Origin of the sequence: Amycolatopsis rhizosphaerae, assembly GCF_007713715.1 — a bacterium.
Classification (GTDB): Bacteria; Actinomycetota; Actinomycetes; order Mycobacteriales; family Pseudonocardiaceae; genus Amycolatopsis_E; species Amycolatopsis_E rhizosphaerae.
In genome coordinates this window covers 1-19750 of record NZ_VJWX01000081.1, presented here as the reverse complement: position 1 = coordinate 19750, position 19750 = coordinate 1, and the positions used below count along the sequence as shown (strand labels likewise).

Annotated in this window: 14 protein-coding genes; 5 read left to right on the top strand and 9 right to left on the bottom strand. The window is 68.6% G+C overall.

From position 1 onward, the window contains the following. Positions 1-100: 100 nt before the first annotated feature. The 7 genes from FNH05_RS11185 to FNH05_RS11145 all read right to left on the bottom strand — a co-directional run bounded on the left by FNH05_RS11185 (position 101) and on the right by FNH05_RS11145 (position 13425). Positions 101-724 carry a glycerol-3-phosphate responsive antiterminator gene (locus tag FNH05_RS11185; RefSeq protein ID WP_144587285.1) on the bottom strand — a complete coding sequence of 208 codons (624 nt, stop codon included), beginning with the start codon at positions 722-724 and terminating at the stop codon, positions 101-103. Between the two features lie 28 nt (positions 725-752). After that, positions 753-2306, bottom strand: coding sequence for an FAD-binding oxidoreductase (locus FNH05_RS11180; protein ID WP_144587284.1), 1554 nt, complete (start codon positions 2304-2306; stop codon positions 753-755). Further along, the gene (locus tag FNH05_RS11175; protein WP_144587283.1) at positions 2303-3976 is read right to left on the bottom strand and encodes a glycerol-3-phosphate dehydrogenase/oxidase; all 1674 of its coding nucleotides are present in this window, start codon (positions 3974-3976) and stop codon (positions 2303-2305) included. The genes FNH05_RS11180 and FNH05_RS11175 overlap by 4 nt, the downstream gene beginning before the upstream one ends. A gap of 16 nt (positions 3977-3992) precedes the next feature. Continuing rightward, the gene (locus FNH05_RS11170; RefSeq protein ID WP_144587282.1) at positions 3993-5495 is read right to left on the bottom strand and encodes an FGGY family carbohydrate kinase; all 1503 of its coding nucleotides are present in this window, start codon (positions 5493-5495) and stop codon (positions 3993-3995) included. Between the two features lie 17 nt (positions 5496-5512). Next, positions 5513-6946, bottom strand: coding sequence for an MFS transporter (locus tag FNH05_RS11165; RefSeq protein ID WP_144587281.1), 1434 nt, complete (start codon positions 6944-6946; stop codon positions 5513-5515). A 613-nt stretch (positions 6947-7559) separates the two neighbouring features. Further along, positions 7560-11366 (bottom strand): alpha-L-rhamnosidase, encoded by a 3807-nt coding sequence (locus FNH05_RS11155; RefSeq protein WP_186382492.1) that lies wholly within the window; start codon positions 11364-11366, stop codon positions 7560-7562. Positions 11367-12813: 1447 nt separating this feature from the next. Then, complete coding sequence (locus FNH05_RS11145) at positions 12814-13425, bottom strand: TetR/AcrR family transcriptional regulator (RefSeq protein WP_144587279.1); 612 nt, start codon at positions 13423-13425, stop codon at positions 12814-12816. 87 nt (positions 13426-13512) lie between these two features. Between FNH05_RS11145 and FNH05_RS11140 the strand changes: the two genes are divergently transcribed. The 5 genes from FNH05_RS11140 to FNH05_RS11120 all read left to right on the top strand — a co-directional run bounded on the left by FNH05_RS11140 (position 13513) and on the right by FNH05_RS11120 (position 18638). Continuing rightward, positions 13513-13938: a nuclear transport factor 2 family protein gene (locus FNH05_RS11140; protein WP_144587278.1), complete on the top strand. Its 426-nt coding sequence runs from the start codon at positions 13513-13515 to the stop codon at positions 13936-13938. Further along, complete coding sequence (locus tag FNH05_RS11135) at positions 13935-14783, top strand: NAD(P)H-binding protein (RefSeq protein WP_144587277.1); 849 nt, start codon at positions 13935-13937, stop codon at positions 14781-14783. Before FNH05_RS11140 ends, FNH05_RS11135 begins: the two co-directional genes overlap by 4 nt. Next, a complete protein-coding gene (locus FNH05_RS11130; protein WP_144587276.1) occupies positions 14771-15973 on the top strand; it encodes an alpha/beta hydrolase family protein in 1203 nt (400 codons plus the stop codon). Before FNH05_RS11135 ends, FNH05_RS11130 begins: the two co-directional genes overlap by 13 nt. 252 nt (positions 15974-16225) lie before the next feature. Beyond that, complete coding sequence (locus FNH05_RS11125) at positions 16226-17491, top strand: alpha/beta hydrolase family protein (RefSeq protein ID WP_144587275.1); 1266 nt, start codon at positions 16226-16228, stop codon at positions 17489-17491. A gap of 187 nt (positions 17492-17678) precedes the next feature. Beyond that, positions 17679-18638: a right-handed parallel beta-helix repeat-containing protein gene (locus tag FNH05_RS11120; RefSeq protein WP_144587274.1), complete on the top strand. Its 960-nt coding sequence runs from the start codon at positions 17679-17681 to the stop codon at positions 18636-18638. A 52-nt stretch (positions 18639-18690) separates the two neighbouring features. Here FNH05_RS11120 and FNH05_RS11115 read toward each other — a convergent pair whose 3' ends face one another. Both FNH05_RS11115 and FNH05_RS37970 read right to left on the bottom strand, forming a co-directional pair. Then, positions 18691-19026 (bottom strand): EthD family reductase, encoded by a 336-nt coding sequence (locus FNH05_RS11115; protein ID WP_144587273.1) that lies wholly within the window; start codon positions 19024-19026, stop codon positions 18691-18693. 169 nt (positions 19027-19195) lie between these two features. Continuing rightward, positions 19196-19750: MFS transporter (locus FNH05_RS37970; RefSeq protein WP_222426575.1), on the bottom strand; the 555-nt coding region annotated here is incomplete at its 5' end.

Genomic DNA, 19750 nt, shown 5'->3' with positions numbered 1-19750 from the left:
ACATACCGTGCGATCACAACGAAACCCATGGCTCTTGGCTCTCCACATTCGAACGTGGCCGTGAGGCGGTTCCCGCTCCGCGGGAACCGCCTGTCCCTGATCATTTCCCGGCCCTCAGCCCGTCCCGGGTCAGTGACCAGAGCGCCGGATCCGAGGTCGCCGCCGCCACCGCACCCATCGCCAGCGAGTGAGCCACCCCGGCCCCGTCGGTGACGAAACCGGCCGCGATGAACGGTGACAGCATCCGGCGGGCGTCCTCCGGCATCCACGGGATGATCGGGGCGGGCATCACCTCGACCAGGTCCGGTGAGCTGCGAGCGACCCCCTCCAGGCTGCGGTTGAGGTTCGACCGGTCGGTGACGAACACCTTCTGCATCGCCAGCATGTCCAGCCCCCTGGCCCGGTCGATCAGCGCGGCCCGGGTGCTGACCACGCCCTGCGCGCCGATCCCGGTCAGGAAATCGATCGCGCCCCGGTCCTGAGCGAGGCCCGGGCAGGCGTCGATGTTGACGAACACGATCTTCTTCAGCTGGACCAGCACCCGGACGGCCCTCGGCAGTTCGCCCACCGGGATCGACGCCAGGACGCCGACCGACGACGCCGCGGCGGCGAATTCCTTGACCCGCGCCACGCCCACCACCGATGCGCACACCGGGACGTCCGCGAAAGCCGCCGTGATCAGCGGCTTCAGCGGGCGCCGCGGGTGCGTGGAAGGTTCACTCATGACAGTCACTCTCGTACCCGCCCCGGAGTCAGTCCAGCGGGCCGGTTCCGAACGACGTGGGCAGGCCCAGTTTGCCCGGGTTGAGCACGCCGCGGGGGTCGAGCGCGTTCTTGACCGCCACGAACGCCGGGAAGCCGGTGCCCAGTGATTCGGCCAGGTACGGGCCGCGCAGGAGCCCGGACCCGTGGTGGTGGCTCAACGCCGCACCATGCCGGATCAGCACTTCGTTGGCCGCGTCCCACGCTGCCCGGTACCACTGACGCCGCTGCTCCGGGGCGACGTCGCCGCGCAGCGAGAAGTACAGGCAGGCCCCGTCGGTATAGGCGTGCGACTGGTGTGCCGAGGACGCGAGCGTGCCCGGCACGGCGCGGATCGCGGCCACCACGTCGTCGTAGATGGCGGGCAGTTTCGCCCATGGCGCGGCCATTTCGAGGGTGTCGGCGACGAACCCGGGGCCGGGGGTGAACCCGTCCGCGGACTTGCCGACCAGCATCCGCTCGTCCAGCCAGCGGTCGAACACCCCCTGGCCGTCGAGCTCGGTCCCGGTCCTGGCGCACACCTCCGCGCTGACCGCGATGCCGGCGTCCACGATCACCGGGTCGCCTTCGTCGGCGATCAGCAACAGGTTCGTGTCCGGGTGCCCGAAGTGGGTGCCGCTTTCCAACTCGTCGTAGAGTCGCAGCACCGCCGGGGTCGCGCCGCGCTGCATGATCAGCCGGCACGCGGCCAGCCCGTCGGCGAACGAGTCGAATCCGTAGGCGATCGCCTTGGCGTAGTCGGGCAGCCGGTGGGTGCGCAGCCGGACCGAGGTGATGATGCCCAAGGTGCCTTCCGAACCGATGAACAGCTGCCGCAGGTCGGGCCCGGTTGCCGCGCGCGGGTAGTCGCCGAAGGTGGCCAGCGTGCCGTCGGCGAGAACCACGTCGAGCCCGGCGACCATGTCCTCGATCTTGCCGTAGCGGGTGGACAACTGGCCCGCGCCGCGGCAGGCGACCCAGCCGCCGACGGTGGAGATCGCGAACGCGGAGGGCCAGTGCCCGGTGGTGGCGCCGTGGATCTCCTGCAGTTCCTTCTCGAAGAGGTCGCCGAACATGCCGGCCCGGACCTCGACCACCTGCGAGTCCTCGTCGAACGAGACGATCCCGGTGAGCCCGCAGACGTCGAGCACGACGCCGCCGAAGACCGGCAGGGCCGCGCCGGTGACGTTGCTGCGCCCGGCGGAGACGGTGAGCGGCAGGGTGTGCTCGTTGCACAGCTTGGCCACGGCCTGGATCTGCTCGACCGAGCCGACCTCGACGATCACCGCATCCGGGGTGGCCGGCCGGTCGGCGGTCTCGCCGATCATCGATCCGGCCCACCAGTCGCGGGTACGGAGCACGACCTCGTCGCGATCGGTATGGACCACGTCGGCGATGCCGCGCAGAGATTCGACGACGGCGTCCGGAATCGCGACCGCGACGGTCTGCAGCGACGCCGCGCCCTTACCGACCGGGGTGCGCGCCGCGTACCGGGGCGGGGTCGGTGCGCCGACGACGTAGTTGCCGCGGTTGAAGGGATGGGTGATGGTCTGGCGGCTGATCATGCCTTGTCTCCCAACAGGATCGACTTCTCGCGGGCGACGTCCGCCCGATAGCTGCTTACTTGTTCGGCGATGGTTTCCGCGCTCAGCCGGAGTTCTGCCCCGAGGAGCGCACCGACGACCGGAGCGATTTCCGTGGAGACGTCGCGGGCGAACAGCCGTAGCCGGGTGCGGCGGGAAAGCACGTCGTCGACCGAGCGCGCCATCTCGCACCGCGCCGCGTAGACGACCTCGGCCTTCAGGTGTGGCTGGCCGGCCACCAGCGGCTCGCCCAACGACGGGTCCTCGTCGATGAGCGCGCTGACGAAGCGTGCTTCAGTGCCGTAGCGCCCACCGAGATGGGCGGCCGTGCCGCCGGATGCCGCGGTCGCTTCGGCGTCGTAGCCGGCGCCGCCCAGCAGCGGGAGCTTCGCAGTGCGGGAGCGGGCCTTGCGGTCCAGCAGGGCGGCGACCTTGTCCACCACGAGTTCGCCCATGTGGCGGCTCGTGGTGAGCTTGCCACCGGTCACCGTGATCATGCCACCGCGGCCCACCGTGATGTGGTGGTCGCGACGCAGGTCAAGGGTGGCGCCCTGCTTGCCGCCCACCAGGGGACGCAGCCCGCCGTAGCTGCCCAGCACGTCGTCCGCGCTGATCCCGCCGTTGAAGGCCACGTTCGCGCCGTCGAGCAGGAACTCCATTTCCTCGCGGGTGCAGTGCACGTCGTCGGGCGAGCCGTCGTAGTCGGTGTCGGTGGTGCCGAGAACGACGACGTCTCCCCAGCGGGTGCACGTCGCCCGGCGGGCCCGGCCGGGGATCGGCACCGTGACCGTACAGTCGTTGCGGATCTTCGACCAGGGCACCACGATGTGCACGCCCTTGGCCGGGCGGACCTGCGGGCGGTGGGCGTCGTCGGCCATCGCGTCGAGGCCGTCGGTCCACACGCCGGTCGCGTTCACGACGACGCGGGCGCGTACGTCGATCTCCTCGCCGTCAGCGCTGACCACGGCCCCGCGCACCCGGCCGCCCGTCTTGAGCAGCCGTTCGACCTTCGCGCCGTTGGCAACCACCGCACCCAGGTGCGCGGCGGTGCGCACGATGGTGAGAGTGAGGCGGGCGTCGTCGGCGCGGCTGTCGTAGTACATGAAGCCACCCTTGAGGTGGTCGGCACGCAGCGTCGGCGCGTGGGACAGCACTTCCGTGGGGGTGAGCCGTTGGTGCAACCGCCCGATCCGCCAGCCGCCCGCCAGGTCGTAGGTCCACAGCAGACCCTCGAATGCCTTCGCGATGCGGGCGTCGAAAACGCCCTCCTGTTCGAGGATCGGGAACAGGAACGGCAGTCGCTGCACCAGGTGCGGCGCGTTGCGGCGGAACCGGTGCCGCTCGAGCAGCGAGTGCCGGACGAGGTTCACGTTGCCTTGTTCGATGTAGCGCAGTCCGCCGTGCACCATCTTCGAAGACTTCGACGACGTGCCCGAGGCGAAGTCGTCGCGTTCCACCAAGGCGACGGAGAACCCGCGGGAGACGGCGTCGAGTGCGCTGTAGGCGCCGGTGACCCCGCCGCCGATCACCAGCACGTCGAATTCGGCATCGGCGAGTCTCCGCAGCGCCCGCCGGCGGTCCAGGGTCACCGGTGCGCCGGGGGTGGCCTTCGCCGCGGCCGAGTTCGGTCGTCGGGACGGCAGTTTCATCATGATGTTCCTTCTTCGTTCAGGGCAGTGATTTCCGGAGGACGTGCTGCCATTGAGCGCGCCACTCCTGGCGTTCGTGGTCGGTGGTCGTGGGCTCGAAGGTGCGGCCGGTGGGGCGGGCGCCGACCACTTCGCCGAGCGATCCCCACAGGCCGAGCCGCACCCCCGCGAGGTAGGCGACGCCGCGCAGGCTCGCGGTCGCCGAATCCGCCACCCGCTCGATGGGGATCCCGGTCAGGTCGGCCTGGCTCTGCAGGAGCGCGTCGCTGGCGGCCAGCCCGCCGCCGACCCGCAGCCGGGCCAACGGCCTGTCCATAGTGGACAGCAGCCCGTCGACGGTGTCGCACACGGAATGGGCGATGCCCTCCAAGACGGCCCTGGCGATGGCGGCGCGGGTCGTGGCCAGGGTCAACCCGGTCAAGGACGCGCTTGCCGCGGGCACCGCCACCGGGGTCCGCAGGCCGGCCAGTGTGGGGACCAACCAGGTCTCCCGGTCGCGCGGGTGGGTTGCGGCGAGTTCGCTGATCTGCTCAGCGGAGTCGAACAGCTGCAGGTCCTCGACCAGCCAGCGCAGCGCCGAGCCCGTCGTCGACGTGTACGCCTCCAGACTGAAGCGGCTACGACCGTTCGCGCGCCAGCCGACCATCGCGAGCACACCGTCGGCGGCGTTCGCGGTGTCAGCAGGCTCGTCCCCGGTGGGCGCGCCGACGAACGTGCCGGTGCCGTGCATGCACATCCCCTGGCCCGGCTCCAGCGCTCCCAGAGCGATCAGCGATGCGTGCTGGTCGCCCATCGCCGCGGCGATGGGCACCCGGATGCCGAGCAGTCCGGGATGGGTCTGGCCGAAGTCGCCGTCGTCGTCGAGAAGGGGCGGTGCCAGCTCCGCCGGGTAACCCACTGCCGAGAACCATTCCGGGTCCCACGCGTGTTCGCGCAGCAGGTAACCGCCGAGTGATGCCGCGTTGGTGGCGGAGACGGCGTGCGCGGTACCCCCGTTGAGGTTCCAGCTCAGCCAGGTGTCGATCGATCCGAACAGCAGCCGCCCGGCGTCAGCAGCGGCCCTGACCTGCGGATTCTCGCTGATCTGCCGGGCGGCCCACAGGAACGGCGAGCGGCTGCCGACCGGACGCCCGGTGCGCGGCAAAAGGATCGGGTCCCACTTCTCCGCCAGCGCTTCGAGTTCCGCCGCGTAGCGGCGGTCCTGCCAGACCACGGCAGGGGCCAAGGGACGCCCGGTGACCCGGTCCCACAGGACCGTGGTCGCGCGCTGGGTGCACAGCGCCACGCCGACGATCTCGACACCATTGTTCGAGGCCCACGCCACGGCCTGCCCGGCAACCTGCAGAGTGCGCCGCCAGAGCTCGTCGGCGTCCTGTTCGACCCGCAGCGGATCGGGGTGGACCACGGCGATCGGCTGGTAGAACGACGGGCCGCTCGCCCCGTCCGCGGTGACCACTGCGGCGCGGGTGCCGGTCGAGCCCTCGTCGATCGACAGCACGCCTCGTTGCGAACTGCTCATCATGGTGCCTTTCTCTGCCTTCAGTGCGGGGCCGGCACCGGCGCCGGCTTCAGGTCGATGGTCTCGCCGTCGGGATCGATGCCACTGCGCGTCGGGTCCCACTTGATCACGATGCAGACGACGAACCCGAGCAGCGGGACGACCGACAGCGCGGCGATCGTCGGGCCGAGCCCCAGCGACTCCTTGATCAGCGGGAAGATGTAGAGGCCGATGACGCTGCCGAAGCTGCCGAGCATGCCCGTGATGCCGGTACCGAGGGTGCGGATGTCGCTCCGGTAGGACAGCGCCGCGATCGACTTGCCGTTGGCGCCGGGGCCCGCGGAGTGGAAGAAGATGAACAGGAACGGCACCGCGAAGGCGAGCACCGTGGGCAGGCCACCGAACCCGAGACCGAGCGCCAGCAGCAGCACGAACACCATCGCGTAGCCGACCGCGGAACTCATCCGCAGCCCCATCCGGCGACCCGCGTAGGCCGAGAGCGCGCCACCGACGATCCCAGCGGCGTTGAAGACCATCGATCCGATGGTGGCCTTCTCGAACTCCTGGCCGAAGATCGCGAGGCTGATCACCGGCAGGTACCAGCCGATCGCGAAGTACTGCATGGACTGGGTGAGCGAGATGAACGTCGACAGCAACGTCCGCGGCAGGTACGGCTTGCGGAACAACACGCCGATCTGCCGGAACCCGATCGTTCGCTGCTCCCCTGCCGGTGCCTCGGCGCGCTCGCCGGGCACGACATCGAACCCATAGATCCGGTGCAGGCTCAGCGCGGCATCCGCCAGCCGCCCGCGGGACGCGAGCCACGAGGGGCTTTCCGCCAGGAAGAGCAACTGCAGCACGAACAACGCACCGGCGATGACCGCGCTCGAGCCGACCGACCAGCGCCAGATGTCGGTGCCGATGCCGAGCCGGTAGCAGACCAGCGTCAGCGCGAGGTTCGAGGTGGTGGCGATATACCAGACGCACTGCCACAGGTTCAGCCGCCCCTTGAGGCCGGCGGGCGTGTACTCGGCGAGCATGGCCATCGCCACGGCGAAGTCGGTGCCGTAGGCGACACCGACCAGGGCTCGGCCGGCCCAGACTGTTTCGAAGCTGCCGGCATAGGCGGTGAGCAGCGCACCCATCACACCGATGAGCTTGGCCAGCAGCAGCGGCTTGACCCTCCCGATCCGGGCGGCCAGCCAACCGCTGGCCGGGTTGAACAGGATCGCCACCGCGGGCGCGGTCGCGGTGAGCAGCCCGACCTGCCCGGGGGTCAGCGCCAGTTCCTTCGTCATCGGCGACAAACCGGCGCCGAGAGCAGCGTTGGAGTAAGCGTCGAGGAACAAGCCACCGAGGATGAGATACCAGAGCAGGTTCGCCTTCCCCGGCAACCGCCGCAACCTGTTGATCAACGCCGCCACATCGGAGGCACAGGAGATCGTCTCCGTGCCCTGAATCGAAGGTGAGGCCATCGATCGCCACCTTTCGAGGGAAGGCACTGGCAGCGATCGGCAAACAAAAAAGGCACGACGAAGACCGCTGACAGTGGCTCTTCGTCTATGCCTGTCGTGCCGGTGACATTAACCGCGCCGAAACCCGAACGTCAAGAGCGCACGACGGTTGTCCACACGGCCACGTGCATCCGGCGTTTCACACTCTTCAAAAGGGACGGACCTTGCGCCCCGCGGGTCTGGGACAAGACGCGGACGGCAGCGCTGACCGACGAGGAGGAGTCGATTTGGCGGGACCTCCCCCAGCGAGGCTTCGGAACAGACGGCCGTCTGTGGCAGTACCGTGGCGTTCGAGATGCCAGTGCAGGAGTTCGGTCAGCGGGCGGCGGGCACGAAACCGGTCGAACCTCTCCCCTGCCTCGCCGTTTGAGCCGCCGCCGGTCGCGGCGGGCGCCCGAGCCAGTCCATGCGGCCCCGGCCATCGGATCGGCTTCGGAAGGAGTCATCTCCAGCCCTTTTCGGGGAAGGCTGAAAGGCCGGTAGGCCAGCCATGTCAACGCGTGGCCGGCCAGGGCGACCGCGATCAGTCGAGCTGGCCGGCACACGCGATGACGGGTCAGTCACATCGCCTTGTCTAGGGCATCGTCGAGTGGAACCTGTAGGTCCCTGATCCGATGTGCAGCTGAACGCAGGATCCCCGCATACCGGCCACTGCCACACCCGGTGCCCCGTCGATCGGAGCGCCGCTCTCCGTGACCGACCGGGCGCTGGTGGCCGGGACGCACACCGACGCCTGCGCGCCGACCGGGATCTGGACGGTGAGGTCGAAGTTCGAACCGGAGCGGGTCCAGTCCGAACTCACGCGTCCCAGCGGGGTGGTCTCGGAGCCCGACGCGTTGGTCAGGTTCCCCACCGGGTACGGATCGATTGTGAAGGTGCGGAAGCCGGGCGATGTGGACTGGATGCCGGCGACACCCTCGAACAGCCAGTCGTCCACCGTTCCCATGAAGGCATGGTCGCGGGAACGGGCCGTGCCGCACGACGAGTCCTCCCACGACTCCCACATCGTGGTGGCGCCGCATTGCAGAAACCATTGCCCCCAACCGGGAGCGGTCGGGTTGGTGGCCACCTTGTAGGCCAGCTCCGCGTGACCGTACCGGCTCAGCATCGGCAGGATGTACTTCGATCCGTTGGCGCCGGTGGACAGATGGTTGCCCTGCGCGACGACGTCCGCGGCGAGACCGTCGGCGACGGCCTGCTGGTCACCGTCGGGGGCGAGCCCGAACGCAAGGCCGAACACGTTGCCCGTCTGGTCGTAGGCGGTCGACGTGATCGGTCCGTTCGGCCCACCGAGCGCGTGCGAGTTCAGGCCGAGCGGGTCGCGATACCGATGACTCGTGGCGTCGTAGAACTCGTTGTTCACGGCCGAGCGGATCGTCGTCGCGAGTGTCCGGTACTTGGTCGCACCGGACGTGTCACCGATCGCGGCCGCCATGGTGGCCAGGTCGTCGGCCTCCTGGTAGAGGAACATGCTGCCCAGCAACTGGCTGGAGGGTGGGTTGCCGTTGCCCGGCGGGACCCAGTCGCCGAACGTCGTTCCCTGGTAGATGTAGCCGCTCGACGCGATCTGGTTCGCCATGTCGTCCACGTAGGCGGTCAGATTGTGGTAGTCGCGCCGGATCATCGCGAGATCGTTGTACCGCTGCAACGCGTCGTACTCGATCAGCACGAACGATCCGCCCCACAGTGGGTCGACGTTGTCGTTGCCGGGTGCCGCCGGCACCAGGAACCCGATGTTGCCCGCCGAGTCCTGCGAGTCGGCGAAGTTCCGCATCATGTGGTCGTAGTACGACTCCGCGTCGAAGTTGGCCATCTCCGACGTGGCGTAGTCGGCGTTGTCGTTGGTCCAACCGCCCTTCTCGTAGACCGGCGTGTCACTGCCGTAGGAGTACTGGTTGTTCAGGATCGTGTTCTTCATCGCGACGTGCATCCGGTTCAGCAGATCGTCCGAACTGGTGAACTCTCCGGACGTGGGCAGCGCCGTGTGGACCACGACTCCCGTGGCGGACTGGATGGCGGGGAGCGCGGTGTCCGGCGCGACCGAGACCTGCACGTACCGGTAGCCCTTCCAGCCGTACTTCGGCTCGTACGTCTCGGGGCCACCTCCCTTGAGGACGTACGTGTCGGTCTGGGCGTTGGCGCCCTCATGCTGGACCGTTCCGTCGGAGTTGAGACGCTCGGAGTAGATAACCTGGACCTGGGTGCCCGCGGTGCCCCGCATCGTGATCCTCGCCCAGCCGGACGTGGTGATCCCGAAGTCGTAGACCTTCGAAGGCCCGGCCGGGGTCGAGATGTTGGTACCCCAGGGCGCCATGCCGTAGGGGCCCTGCACAGTCGCGGCGGGCCAGGACGAATCGTCGAAACCGGCCGTGTTCCATCCGGCGGGCGGTGACGCGGGCGTCCCGGGCAGAGCCTTCCACGTCCCGTCGGTCACGATCCGCGTCGAATCCAGCTGGGCGGTCGCGATCACCCCACTCGCATTGGGCTGATTCGCGATACCCGCGAGCGCGATCACGTTCGTACCGGGAACCATTAACGACCTGATGTCGGTCACCTGCGAGTTCTGCCACGAATTGTCAACGGTGCCCGATGAAGTCGACACCAGTTTCCCGTTCACATAAGCCTGATCACCATCGTCCCCGTTGACTCGCAGGACGGCACTCGACAACGACGACGGGTCGGTCACCGTGAACGTCTTCCGCAGGTAGATCGTCCCGGCCGGCGCCGCGTTCGACGAACCCGCCGTATTCCAGATCCAGTTCGCGACGGGAGTTCCGGCGTAGGACGGCACCGGGACGTTCACCCCGGGCAGGTCGGTGACCTTCACCGGATTGACGGTCGCGGTCTTTTTCACCGGCGGGATCGACTGCGCCCGCAGCACTCCGGCCGGACCTGTCACCAGACGAACGTTGGTGCCCCAGGGCGCCATGCCGTAGGGGCCCTGCACAGTCGCGGCGGGCCAGGACGAATCGTCGAAACCGGCCGTGTTCCATCCGGCGGGCGGTGACGCGGGCAGCCCGGGCAGAGCCTTCCACGTCCCGTCGGTCACGATCCGCGTCGAGTCCAACTGCGCCGTAGCGATCACCCCACTCGCATCGGGGTGATTCGCGATACCCGCGAGCGCGATCACGTTCGTACCGGGAACCAGCAACGACCTGATGTCGGTCACCTGCGAGTTCTGCCACGAATTCAGCACGGTTCCCGGGGAACTCGACACCAGTTTCCCGTTCACATAAGCCTGATCGCCATCGTCCCCGTTGACCCGCAACAACGCGCTCGACAACGACGACGGGTCGGTCACCGTGAACGTCTTCCGCAGATAGATCGTCCCGGCCGGCGCCGCGTTCGACGCACCCGCCGTATTCCAGATCCAGTTCGCGACAGGCGTACCCGAGTAGGACGGCACCGGTGCGTTCGCGTCGGGCAGCACGATGTCGCCGGCCCAACCGCTGTCGTCGTAGCCGGTCTGCGTCCACCCTGTCCTCTCCAGGCGGGCGTCGTACGTCTCGACGTCGGGCGCGTTGGCGGTCGTGGGTCCCGTGGCGACCTTCCACGACGCGTCGCTGAGCACCCTGGTCGCTGTGCCGTTGGCGTCCCAGACCTCGAGTTCGAGCTTCAGCGTGGGCTGGGCCGGTTGCCACGGCTGACCGCTGGACGGGTAGTCGTTCGCTCCGCCGGCGTAGAAGCCGTTGCCGAGACTCAGGGTGATCGCGTTGGAACCACCGCGCATCAGTTGCGTGACATCGTAGGTGGAGTAGTCCACCGTCTTGTCGAACGCGGTGAAAGCCGAGTCGAGTACATGATCGCTGATCGGCCGCCCGTTGATGGACACGTAGGGGTAGCTCGGGCTGGCAAGGTAGAGGCGCGCCTTGGTGATCGGCCGACCGGCCAGTGCGAAGTCCTTGCGCAGCAGCAGTTCGGGTCCGGCCATCGAGGCGGGGCTTCCGATCCAACTACCCTGGAACTGGCTGGGATCGAGGAACGCGGTCTCGAACCATGCGTCAGGACCGCTCCACTGGGAAGCTCGCCCGTGGTCGTCCCACACGCGGACCTGCCAGTAGTACCGGGTCTGCGGCGCGAGCGCAGGTCCGCGGTAGGGGACATCGAACGACTGGCCGGACCGCACCATGCCCGAGTCCCACACCGGGTCCCGGCCGCTGCGCAGACCGTTCTCGTCCTTGGCTACCCGTATCTCGTATCCGCTCTGGGAAACTCCCCGTCCGTTCGATGTGATGACCCAGCCGAGGAGCGGGTGGCTGGCATCGATCCCGAGCGGATCGGCCGTATGCTCGGTGGTGAGCGAGCCGACCTGAAGGCCGGCCGCCTCGGCGATCGCGGAGGGGACGGCCGACAGCGACGCGGACAGAGGCAGCGAGAGCACACCCGCGACGGCGGCCCGCAGCCGGTGTAACGACAGCCCGAAGACCCGACCGGACCGACGCGACCGCGGCCGCCTGCCGCGTGGTAGGGGTTTCAGTACGAATGATGATCTCATGGCGACTCCAGGACACTTGTCAAAGTGGACATCCGGCGGACAAGGGCGACGTACGACCGACAGCTCACGCGGAAAATGCCGACGAAAATGGCCGAAGTCGGCCGCGCCGCGAACGGGACGAGGAGTCACTCGGACAGAATCCGTTGGTAAGCGCTCCACTGTGCCGTTGTGGCGGCGTGAGTATGGGGTGATGCGCTAGTGATGGCCCCTTGGGACGAGTACCACCTGGGTGGCTGGGGGAAGCGGATGCCGGTGTCCAGGTTTCGAGCCGTAATAAGGGAACATCGCAGGACAAGGTATTCCGCGCAGGCCGTAGCTAATACTCCACTCTGGACAAAAGTCCATGCGGAGTTCTGTGAGTGGCCGGTCGCTGCGTGCTCATGTTCAGTCCGGCTTCCATCGCCACGAGGTTGCGCGAGTGAGAACGACACGACGGTGAACCTGCACCAGGACGCTCGACATCATCGTCACGACCTCGCTTCTCCACCGGTCAAGCGGCGCTGAACATTTCATCGGCAGGCCCGGAACCCGGCTGCCAGGCCCACCTTTTGAAACGATTCACTCGGTCGGGTAAAAATATACAGGTAAGTTCGGCTCACCACCAGACCCCCGCGTGTTGGTGCTGGAATTTGGTCAGTGCCGACACCCGGTATGTACCACCTGGGCACGCGCACCGCGGGCCACCTCTCCCCCGTTGTCAGGCACCCCTCGAGTGCCTGCTCGATCCGCCGGTAAGCGGCCGACTCCAGACCGGCGATCACCTTCGCGTAGACCTGATGCAGCACCGCCACCGAATGGCCCGCCCACTCCGCAGACTGCGTCGGCGGACAGGGTGACCACACCCCGGGGTTTGGCGCCCCGCGCCGCAGCGTCGGTTCAACCACCACACCCCTGACGTTAGGCAACTGCGCCGAGCTATCCGCCGGGACGTCTGACGGTGTCGCCCTCCAGCGGGACGCCTCCGACGCTCCATCGCCATCGGCACGACTGCTTCGGCTCCGGTTCTGGCGTGGGCACGGTCGCCGGTGGTGGGTGGCGCAGAGACCGAACGCCACCGAGCACACCCCTGGCCCGCCGATGCGCAACCAGTCCAGGACGTGGTCGCACCCCGGGCATAGCTGCCCGGCGGGCCGGTGGCGATGACATCGGAAGGGGCGCAGAACCCACCACGTACCACGGGAAATCCCGGCGGGAGAGCCGGTGAAGGCTCTGCTCGTCGGCACCGAGCACGACCCACTGGCCGTGCTGATGCCTGGGGGGCCGTGTTGATCTCGCTCGGGCAAAGGGTCGTTTGCGAGCGGCCCCGCCGATCAAGGACTCGCCCGATCCTCGATCACTCCTCGGCGGTCAAGCCTTGCGGTGGGCCGGAGGCCAGGACCTTGGTGACGAAGTTCGCCAAACGTGGCCGCATTCTTTCCCGCGGAACGCCCTCTTCTCCGGTCAGGTGCTCGACGAGGTCGGCTCGTGTGGCGGCGAGCAGGGCATGGGCGGTGAAGTCGCTGTCGGTCAGGCCGGGGATCTGCTCCAGTACGGCTCGGAGCAGGCTGTGCCACCGCTCGTAGTGCTCCGCGCGGTACGGGCTGCTGGTCCCGCCTTCTTCCAGGGCCAGCGCGAGGCGCCGGTTGTCGAGTTTGAAGCACAGGATGGCATCGAGCAGGGCGGGTACGCGATCCCGCGGCGGAGTCCCGGGCCCCAGGGGTGGTGGGCCGGTCTCGACGGCCTGCCTGATCGGTTCGAGCCGTGCCTCGTACAGCGCGCGGAGCAGCCCGGCGCGATCGCCGAAGGCCCGGAAGAGCGTGCCCTTGCCGACGCCGGCCGCAGCCGCGACGTCGGCCATGGTGACGTCCTCGGGACTCTCGCGGCGGGTGAAGAGTGCGTCGGCGGCCGCGAGCACGGCCTCGCGGTTGCGGATGGCGTCCTTGCGAGACGACTGGCGTTCGGGCATGCCGCTCCTCCCACTTGTAAAGCGGACCCATGGTCCGTATCATCGAAACGGACCACCGGTCCGGCTTCTCTGATTGGGAGGATACCCATGTCCACACCGACTGCCCCGGCGGATCTGTACCGCCACAGCCTGCGACTCCTGCTCGACAAGGACATTCCCGCGTGGGTCGCCCTGTGGGCCGAGGACGGCGTCGCGGAGTTCCCCTTCGCCCCCGACGGCTGGCCCCGGCGTCTGGAGGGCAAGGAGACCATCGCCGCCTACATGCGCCACTACCCCGACCACATCGACCTGCACGACTTCCCCGACCTGCGGATCCACCAGACCACAGATCCGCAGACCGTCGTGGTCGAGATGCGCGGCGTCGGCCGCTTGGTGGAGAGCGGCGCTCCCTTCGACATGACCTACATCGCCGTTGTGACCGTTCGAGACGGACAAATCACCTCCTACCGCGACTACTGGAACCCCCTCGCCGTCCAGCAGCCCGGCGCCGACTTCACCGGGAGCAGCCGATGACCACCACCGGCACCACACTGGTCATCGGCGCCACCGGCACCACCGGAAGCCGCACCGCCGCACAGCTGACGGCCGCGGGGCAGCGGGTCAAAGCCGCCAGCCGCCGGGCCACCCCGGTCGCCGGCGCCGAGCCGGTCCCCTTCGACTGGTACGACCCCGCCACCCACCCGGCCGCCCTCGACGGCGTCGACCGCGTCTACCTCATACCGCCCGTGGGCGACTCCGACCCCGCGACCATCATGCTGCCGTTCCTCCAGCAGGCCCGCATTGCCGGCGTGCACCGCGCGGTACTGCTGAGCTCCTCGGCCATCCCCGAGGGCGGCCCGGCGGTGGGAAGGGTGCACGAAGCCCTGCCCGATCTGTTCGAACAGTGGGCGGTACTGCGGCCCTCGTGGTTCATGCAGAACTTCACCGGCGCGCACGCGCACGCTCTCAGCATCCGCGACGAGGGCATCATCTGGTCCGCCACCGAAAGCGGCCGGGTCGGCTTCGTCGACGCCGAGGACATCGCGGCCGTGGCCGTCCGCGCTCTGACCGGCGAGCAAGCCCCCAACACCGATCTCGTCCTCACCGGACCGGAGGCACTCGGCTACGACGACATCGCCGCGATCGTCACCGAGGTCACCGGTCGTCCGGTGGTCCATCGCCGTCTGTCCTACGAGCAGATGCGCGATCGCCTCACGACGCAGGTGCCTTGGGAGTTCGCCACAATACTGGCCGGCCTGGACCGTGCCATCGCCGAAGGGGCGGAGGACCGCGTCACCGACACCGTCCAGCGCCTCACCGGCCGGCCCCCGTGCACCTTCCAGGCCCTCCTCGAAAAGGAGATGCGATGCAGCAACTGATGTTCCAGGACGATCAGCAGTTCTGGTTCGAGACCCTGCGTAATCTCGGCCTGGCCGTCTACGGCGGTTCGGACGTCGGTGAAGTCATCGCAACCGCCTCCCAGGTCACCTCCGGCGACTATGACGGCTGGCACGACGCCTGGCTGTCCACCGCCGAGCGCCTGGAGGCCGAAGCCCGGGCAAGCCACCCCGTCAGCGCGCGGGACGGGCTGCTGCGGGCCTCCACCTACTACCGGGCGGCCGAGTTCTTCCTGCATGGCAACCCCCATGACCCGCGCATCGACCACGCCTACCAACGCGGTGTCGCCTGCTTCCGTGATGCCATCGCCCACCTCCCGGGTATCACTCCCGTGGAGATCCCCTATGGGGACGCCGTATTGCACGGCTACTTCTATCGGGCGGCAGGCGAGGGCCTGAAGCCGACGCTGGTGATGCACAACGGATTCGACGGCGCCGCCGAAGAGCTGCACTTCTTCGGCGCCGCCGGCGGACAGGAACGCGGCTACCACGTCCTGACCTTCGACGGCCCCGGGCAGCCCGCGGCCATCCACCGGAACGGGCTGGTCTTCCGGCCGGACTGGGAGAACGTCGTCGGCCCCGTCCTGGACTTCCTCACTCAGCACCCGGGCGTCGACCCCGCCCGCATCGCGCTGCTCGGCGTCAGTCTCGGCGGCTACCTGGCGCCTCGCGCGGCAGCCTATGAGCGGCGCCTCGCAGCCGTCGTCGCCCTCGACGGTGTCTTCGACGCCGTCTCCGCCCTGACCGCACACCTCCCGCTGCCGCACGACGAGGTGGTCCGGCGCGCGGCAGCCGAGGACGACGGGGAACTGGACCAGATCATCGCCGACGCCCGTGCGCAGAGCCCGACCGTGCGCTGGGCCTGCGACCATGGCCGCTACGTCACGGGGACCTCGACCGACAGAGCCTTCGTGGCCGAGTACGCCCGCTACAACTTCCACGACGGAAGCGCGGAGAAGATCTCCTGCCCCGTTCTGGTTTGCGAAGCAGCCGCCGACCTGTTCTACGCCGCCACCGAAGAGCCCGATCCGCGCAAGCTGTACCAGCACCTCACAGCACCGAAGAAGCTCCTGACCTTCACCGAGGAGGAAGGCGGCGACGCTCACTGCCACCCCGGTGCTCTTCGGTTGGCTGTGGCGCGCATCTTCGACTGGCTCGACGACACGATCTGACGCCGGGATCTTCCGCCCCTTGTTCAGGGTGCCGCCCCGGATACCCGGCCTCCTGCCTCGCGGCCGCTCCGAAGGCCGGACACGCTCACGGCCCGGGCAAGGCAGACCTGAACACTGGGTGGGGTTGTCCACCCTGTGACGGTCCGGTTTTCCGGAGTGGTGAAACGCCTGGCGGCACCGTGGCTCGTGGGGAGGCGCGTTGGGAAGCTCGATGTGTCCCAGCATCGCAGCGCCGCCTCCGAAGGAATCACTATGCGCAGCTCGCGTCTCGTTGCCGCTTCCCTGGTCGGGGTCGTCTCCTGTCTTGCCGTCTCGACCGCGGTCCCGGCTTCGGTCGTGGCCGCTTCGCACACGCCGACGCTGTCTGTGTCATCGAACCCCCCGAGGGGCCTGACGCTCACGCTTCCAGCGCCACACGGCCGCTACGCGACCGGCGAGTCGACCTTCCGGCTCGTCGACGACAGGCGCCCGGATCCGTGGGTGCCCAGCCGGCCCTACCGCGAGCTGATGATCAGCGTCTTCTACCCGGCGGTCCACACCGGAGGCGGGCCGTTCACGCACCAGTTTCCGGCGGCGGCGGGCGCGGCGTTCGGTGCCGCGGTCGAAGGGCGCTTGAAGCTGCCGGCCGGCCTGGTGGACTGGGCGGCGACCAGGACCCACTCGGTGCAGGACGCCGCGATGGCGCCGGGCCGCTTCCCGGTCGTCCTGTACTCGCCGGGCGCAGGGGACCCGCGGGACTGGAACGTGTCGCTGGCCGAGCACCTCGCGTCGCGCGGCTTCGTGGTGGTCACCATCGACCACACCGGGGATGCGCCGGCGGTGCAGTTCCCCGACGGCCATGTGGTCGGTAACGGGCCGCTGATGGCGGCCTGGACCCAGTCGTTCCGGAACGGCACCACGCTGGCGTTCTTCACGAAGCTGATGGACGCGCGCAAGGCCGACACCGAGCTGGTGCTGGACCGGCTGACGAGCCTGCCTGCCCGGCTGTCCGGGGGCATGGACCTGAACCGCATCGGCATGTTCGGGCACTCCGCAGGCGGGTTCACGACGGCGAACATGATGTTCGACGACCCTCGGATCAAGGCCGGCGTCAACATGGACGGCACCATGGAGTACACCGTCAAGCCCGACGGCACCAGCCTGAGCGAGGTCGCCCGGCACGGGCTGGACCGGCCGTTCCTGCTGATGGGCAGCAGCTCGGCAGCCGGCGGGAGCGATGTTCACCGCGAGCCGTCGTGGGCCGCGTTCTGGCAGCACCAGCGCGGCTGGAAGGCCGACGTCACGCTGGACGACTCCGTGCACGCGTCGTTCACCGACGCCAAGGCGCTGCTGCCGCAGCTGGCCGGCCAGGTGCCGGCCGCAACGCTGGCCTCAGCGGTCGGAACCGTCGACCCGCACCGTGCCGTCGCGGCGGACCGGGCGGTGGTGGCCTCGTTCTTCGACCGGTTCCTGAAGGACCGCAACGACCATCTGCTGGACGGCGGCGCTTCGCGGTACCCGATCACCTTCGTGCAGTAGTCCGCATGGTGCAGTCCACTCGCGGTGCGCTTGCCCGCAACCAAGCCGCCACTGTTCACGCTTCCGCGTGAGAGCGCTGCAACCGGGGAGCAACGCGGTTTTACTGAACTGGGTCCGCATTTCGGTGCGGGCCGGACAAAACTGCGCAGAAAATCTGCTACCCCGTCATCCCCGAAAAGGAAAATCGATGAAATTCCCGAATATTGCGAAGGTCATCGGAGCAGGCGCTTTCTTCCTGGCGCTCACCGCCCTCCCTGCTCCCGCTCAGGCGGCGACGACCTCCGTGCCGTGTAGTGCCAGAGCACTGATCGACGCCGTCAACAACGCCGCCGCGGGAGACACCCTCAGCCTGGCCCAGGGTTGTGTCTACACCCTGGACAACACCAATCCCGGCCCGCTGGTGGTCAACCGGCCACTCACCATCCTCGGCCACGGCAGCGTGATCCAGCGCGACCCGTCCGCCGTCGCGTTCCGCATCTTCACGGTCAACGCCAATCTGTCCATCGACCTGGTCACCATCCGCAACGGCGATGCGACGGGCAGCTTCGGCGGCGGGCTGGCGGTCTTCAACGGGAGACTGACCCTGACCAGAAGCACCGTCACGAACAACAGGGCCGACTTTTCCGGAGGACTCGGTGTGCTCAGTTCCGCCTCCGCCGACATCCGCAACAGCGAGTTCACGTTCAACGTCGCGACGAGAAACGGTGGCGGGATCGCCAGCGACGGCTCCGTGACGATCGACCGCACCGCGATCACGGACAACACCGCGTTCGGCGTGAACGGCACGGTGGGCGGCGGCGGCATCGCCAACGACGGCACGCTGGCCATCACCGGCAGCAACGTCAACCGGAACCACGCGCCCGGCGCCCGAGGCGGCGGCATCGCCAACATCCTGGGCGGCAGGGTGACCACTTCCGGCACCAACGTCAACTCCAACGACGCACTCGACGGCGGGACGGGCGGCGGCATCGCCAACATCAACAGCACGCTGTTCCTCAGCAGGAGCAACGTGAACAACAACGCCTCGACCAACGCGCCGGGCGGGATCGACAACGCGGGTGGTGCGGTGACCCTGGACCGGACCAACGTCCGCAACAACACCCCCACGAACTGCAGCCCGACCCCGGTACCGGGCTGCCTCGGCTGACCGGCGCGATCGGCCCTTCACCCGGGAACCGGGGTGAAGGGCCGATCAGGCCTCACTCACCGGGAGGGGTCTCTGGCGCGGTGTCCCGTACGGTGAAGATCATGCTGCGCATCGGGGCGAGTTCCTGGAGGCGCGCCGCGTCGGCGGCGGTGGCGCGGCCTTCGGGTGAAGCGAACGCGGCCCGCAGGTCGTCCATCGTGTCCCAGTCCAACTCGGCGACGAGATAGTACGGCGCGTCGCCGCGGACGGCCCGGACGTCCCGGCTGACGGTGTACCGGCGCAGCCCCGGCAACCGGCGCCCGAGCGGGATGTGGACCTCGCGATAGTGCCGCTCGAACGCCTCGATGTCCGCCGGGGTTTCGTACAGTGCGAGGAAACGCGCGGTCATCGCGCCCTCCTCCCGTCCGGGGTGGTGATCCCGGTGACGATCATGCTGACGTGTCCCTTCTGCCGATGTCACCCGTACCTGCCGGCGGCACGTCCGACTCGGACGGAGCATCGATCCGCGGCCGAAAGCGTCGAAGGCGCGTGACGGTCCGGGCAGCGATCTTCCCAGCCTAACCGGGATCCGCGCCTGCTTCCCCGCCCCGGCGCCGCCGCGGCATCGCGAAGAAGGCCAGGATCGCGACGGCCACGGGCAGCAGGGTGACGACGAGCATGGTCAGCCGCACACCGTTCGTGTAGTCCAGATCCAGCGCCAGGCCCGTCTGCCGCTGGACCAGGTTCGGGTCGAAGTTCGGGGTTCCGGGACTGGTCGCCAGCGAACTGCGGACCGCGTCCACCCCGCTTTGCGCCTGCTGCACCGACTCACCCGCGGCGCGCGCGTCGGCCACCCATTCCCGGTGGAAGAACAGGTTCAGCAGCAGAATGTAGATCGTCGGTCCCAGCGCGTAACCGGTCATGCCGAAGGTGGGCTGCACGGCCGCCACCGCACCCGCGTCCGCCGGGGTGGCCCGCGCCAGGATCGTGTCCGACGACGGGGTCGCGGTCACGAAGGAACCGAGGTTGATGAGCCAGGTGGCCAGGATCAACAGCCACAGCGCCATCGACGGCGAGGCACCGAAGGCCACCACCAGCCCGCCCGCGATCATCACCAGCAGCCCGGTGAGCAG

Bases quoted from the DNA above. Each gene is read 5' to 3' on its own strand.
- FNH05_RS11185 (WP_144587285.1), bottom strand. From the start codon at position 724: ATGAGTGAACCTTCCACGCACCCGCGGCGCCCGCTGAAGCCGCTGATC.
- FNH05_RS11120 (WP_144587274.1), top strand. From the start codon at position 17,679: ATGAAATTCCCGAATATTGCGAAGGTCATCGGAGCAGGCGCTTTCTTC.
- FNH05_RS11180 (WP_144587284.1), bottom strand. From the start codon at position 2,306: ATGATCAGCCGCCAGACCATCACCCATCCCTTCAACCGCGGCAACTAC.
- FNH05_RS11170 (WP_144587282.1), bottom strand. From the start codon at position 5,495: ATGATGAGCAGTTCGCAACGAGGCGTGCTGTCGATCGACGAGGGCTCG.
- FNH05_RS11135 (WP_144587277.1), top strand. From the start codon at position 13,935: ATGACCACCACCGGCACCACACTGGTCATCGGCGCCACCGGCACCACC.
- FNH05_RS11175 (WP_144587283.1), bottom strand. From the start codon at position 3,976: ATGATGAAACTGCCGTCCCGACGACCGAACTCGGCCGCGGCGAAGGCC.
- FNH05_RS11165 (WP_144587281.1), bottom strand. From the start codon at position 6,946: ATGGCCTCACCTTCGATTCAGGGCACGGAGACGATCTCCTGTGCCTCC.
- FNH05_RS11125 (WP_144587275.1), top strand. From the start codon at position 16,226: ATGCGCAGCTCGCGTCTCGTTGCCGCTTCCCTGGTCGGGGTCGTCTCC.
- FNH05_RS11140 (WP_144587278.1), top strand. From the start codon at position 13,513: ATGTCCACACCGACTGCCCCGGCGGATCTGTACCGCCACAGCCTGCGA.
- FNH05_RS11130 (WP_144587276.1), top strand. From the start codon at position 14,771: ATGCAGCAACTGATGTTCCAGGACGATCAGCAGTTCTGGTTCGAGACC.
- FNH05_RS11115 (WP_144587273.1), bottom strand. From the start codon at position 19,026: ATGACCGCGCGTTTCCTCGCACTGTACGAAACCCCGGCGGACATCGAG.
- FNH05_RS11145 (WP_144587279.1), bottom strand. From the start codon at position 13,425: ATGCCCGAACGCCAGTCGTCTCGCAAGGACGCCATCCGCAACCGCGAG.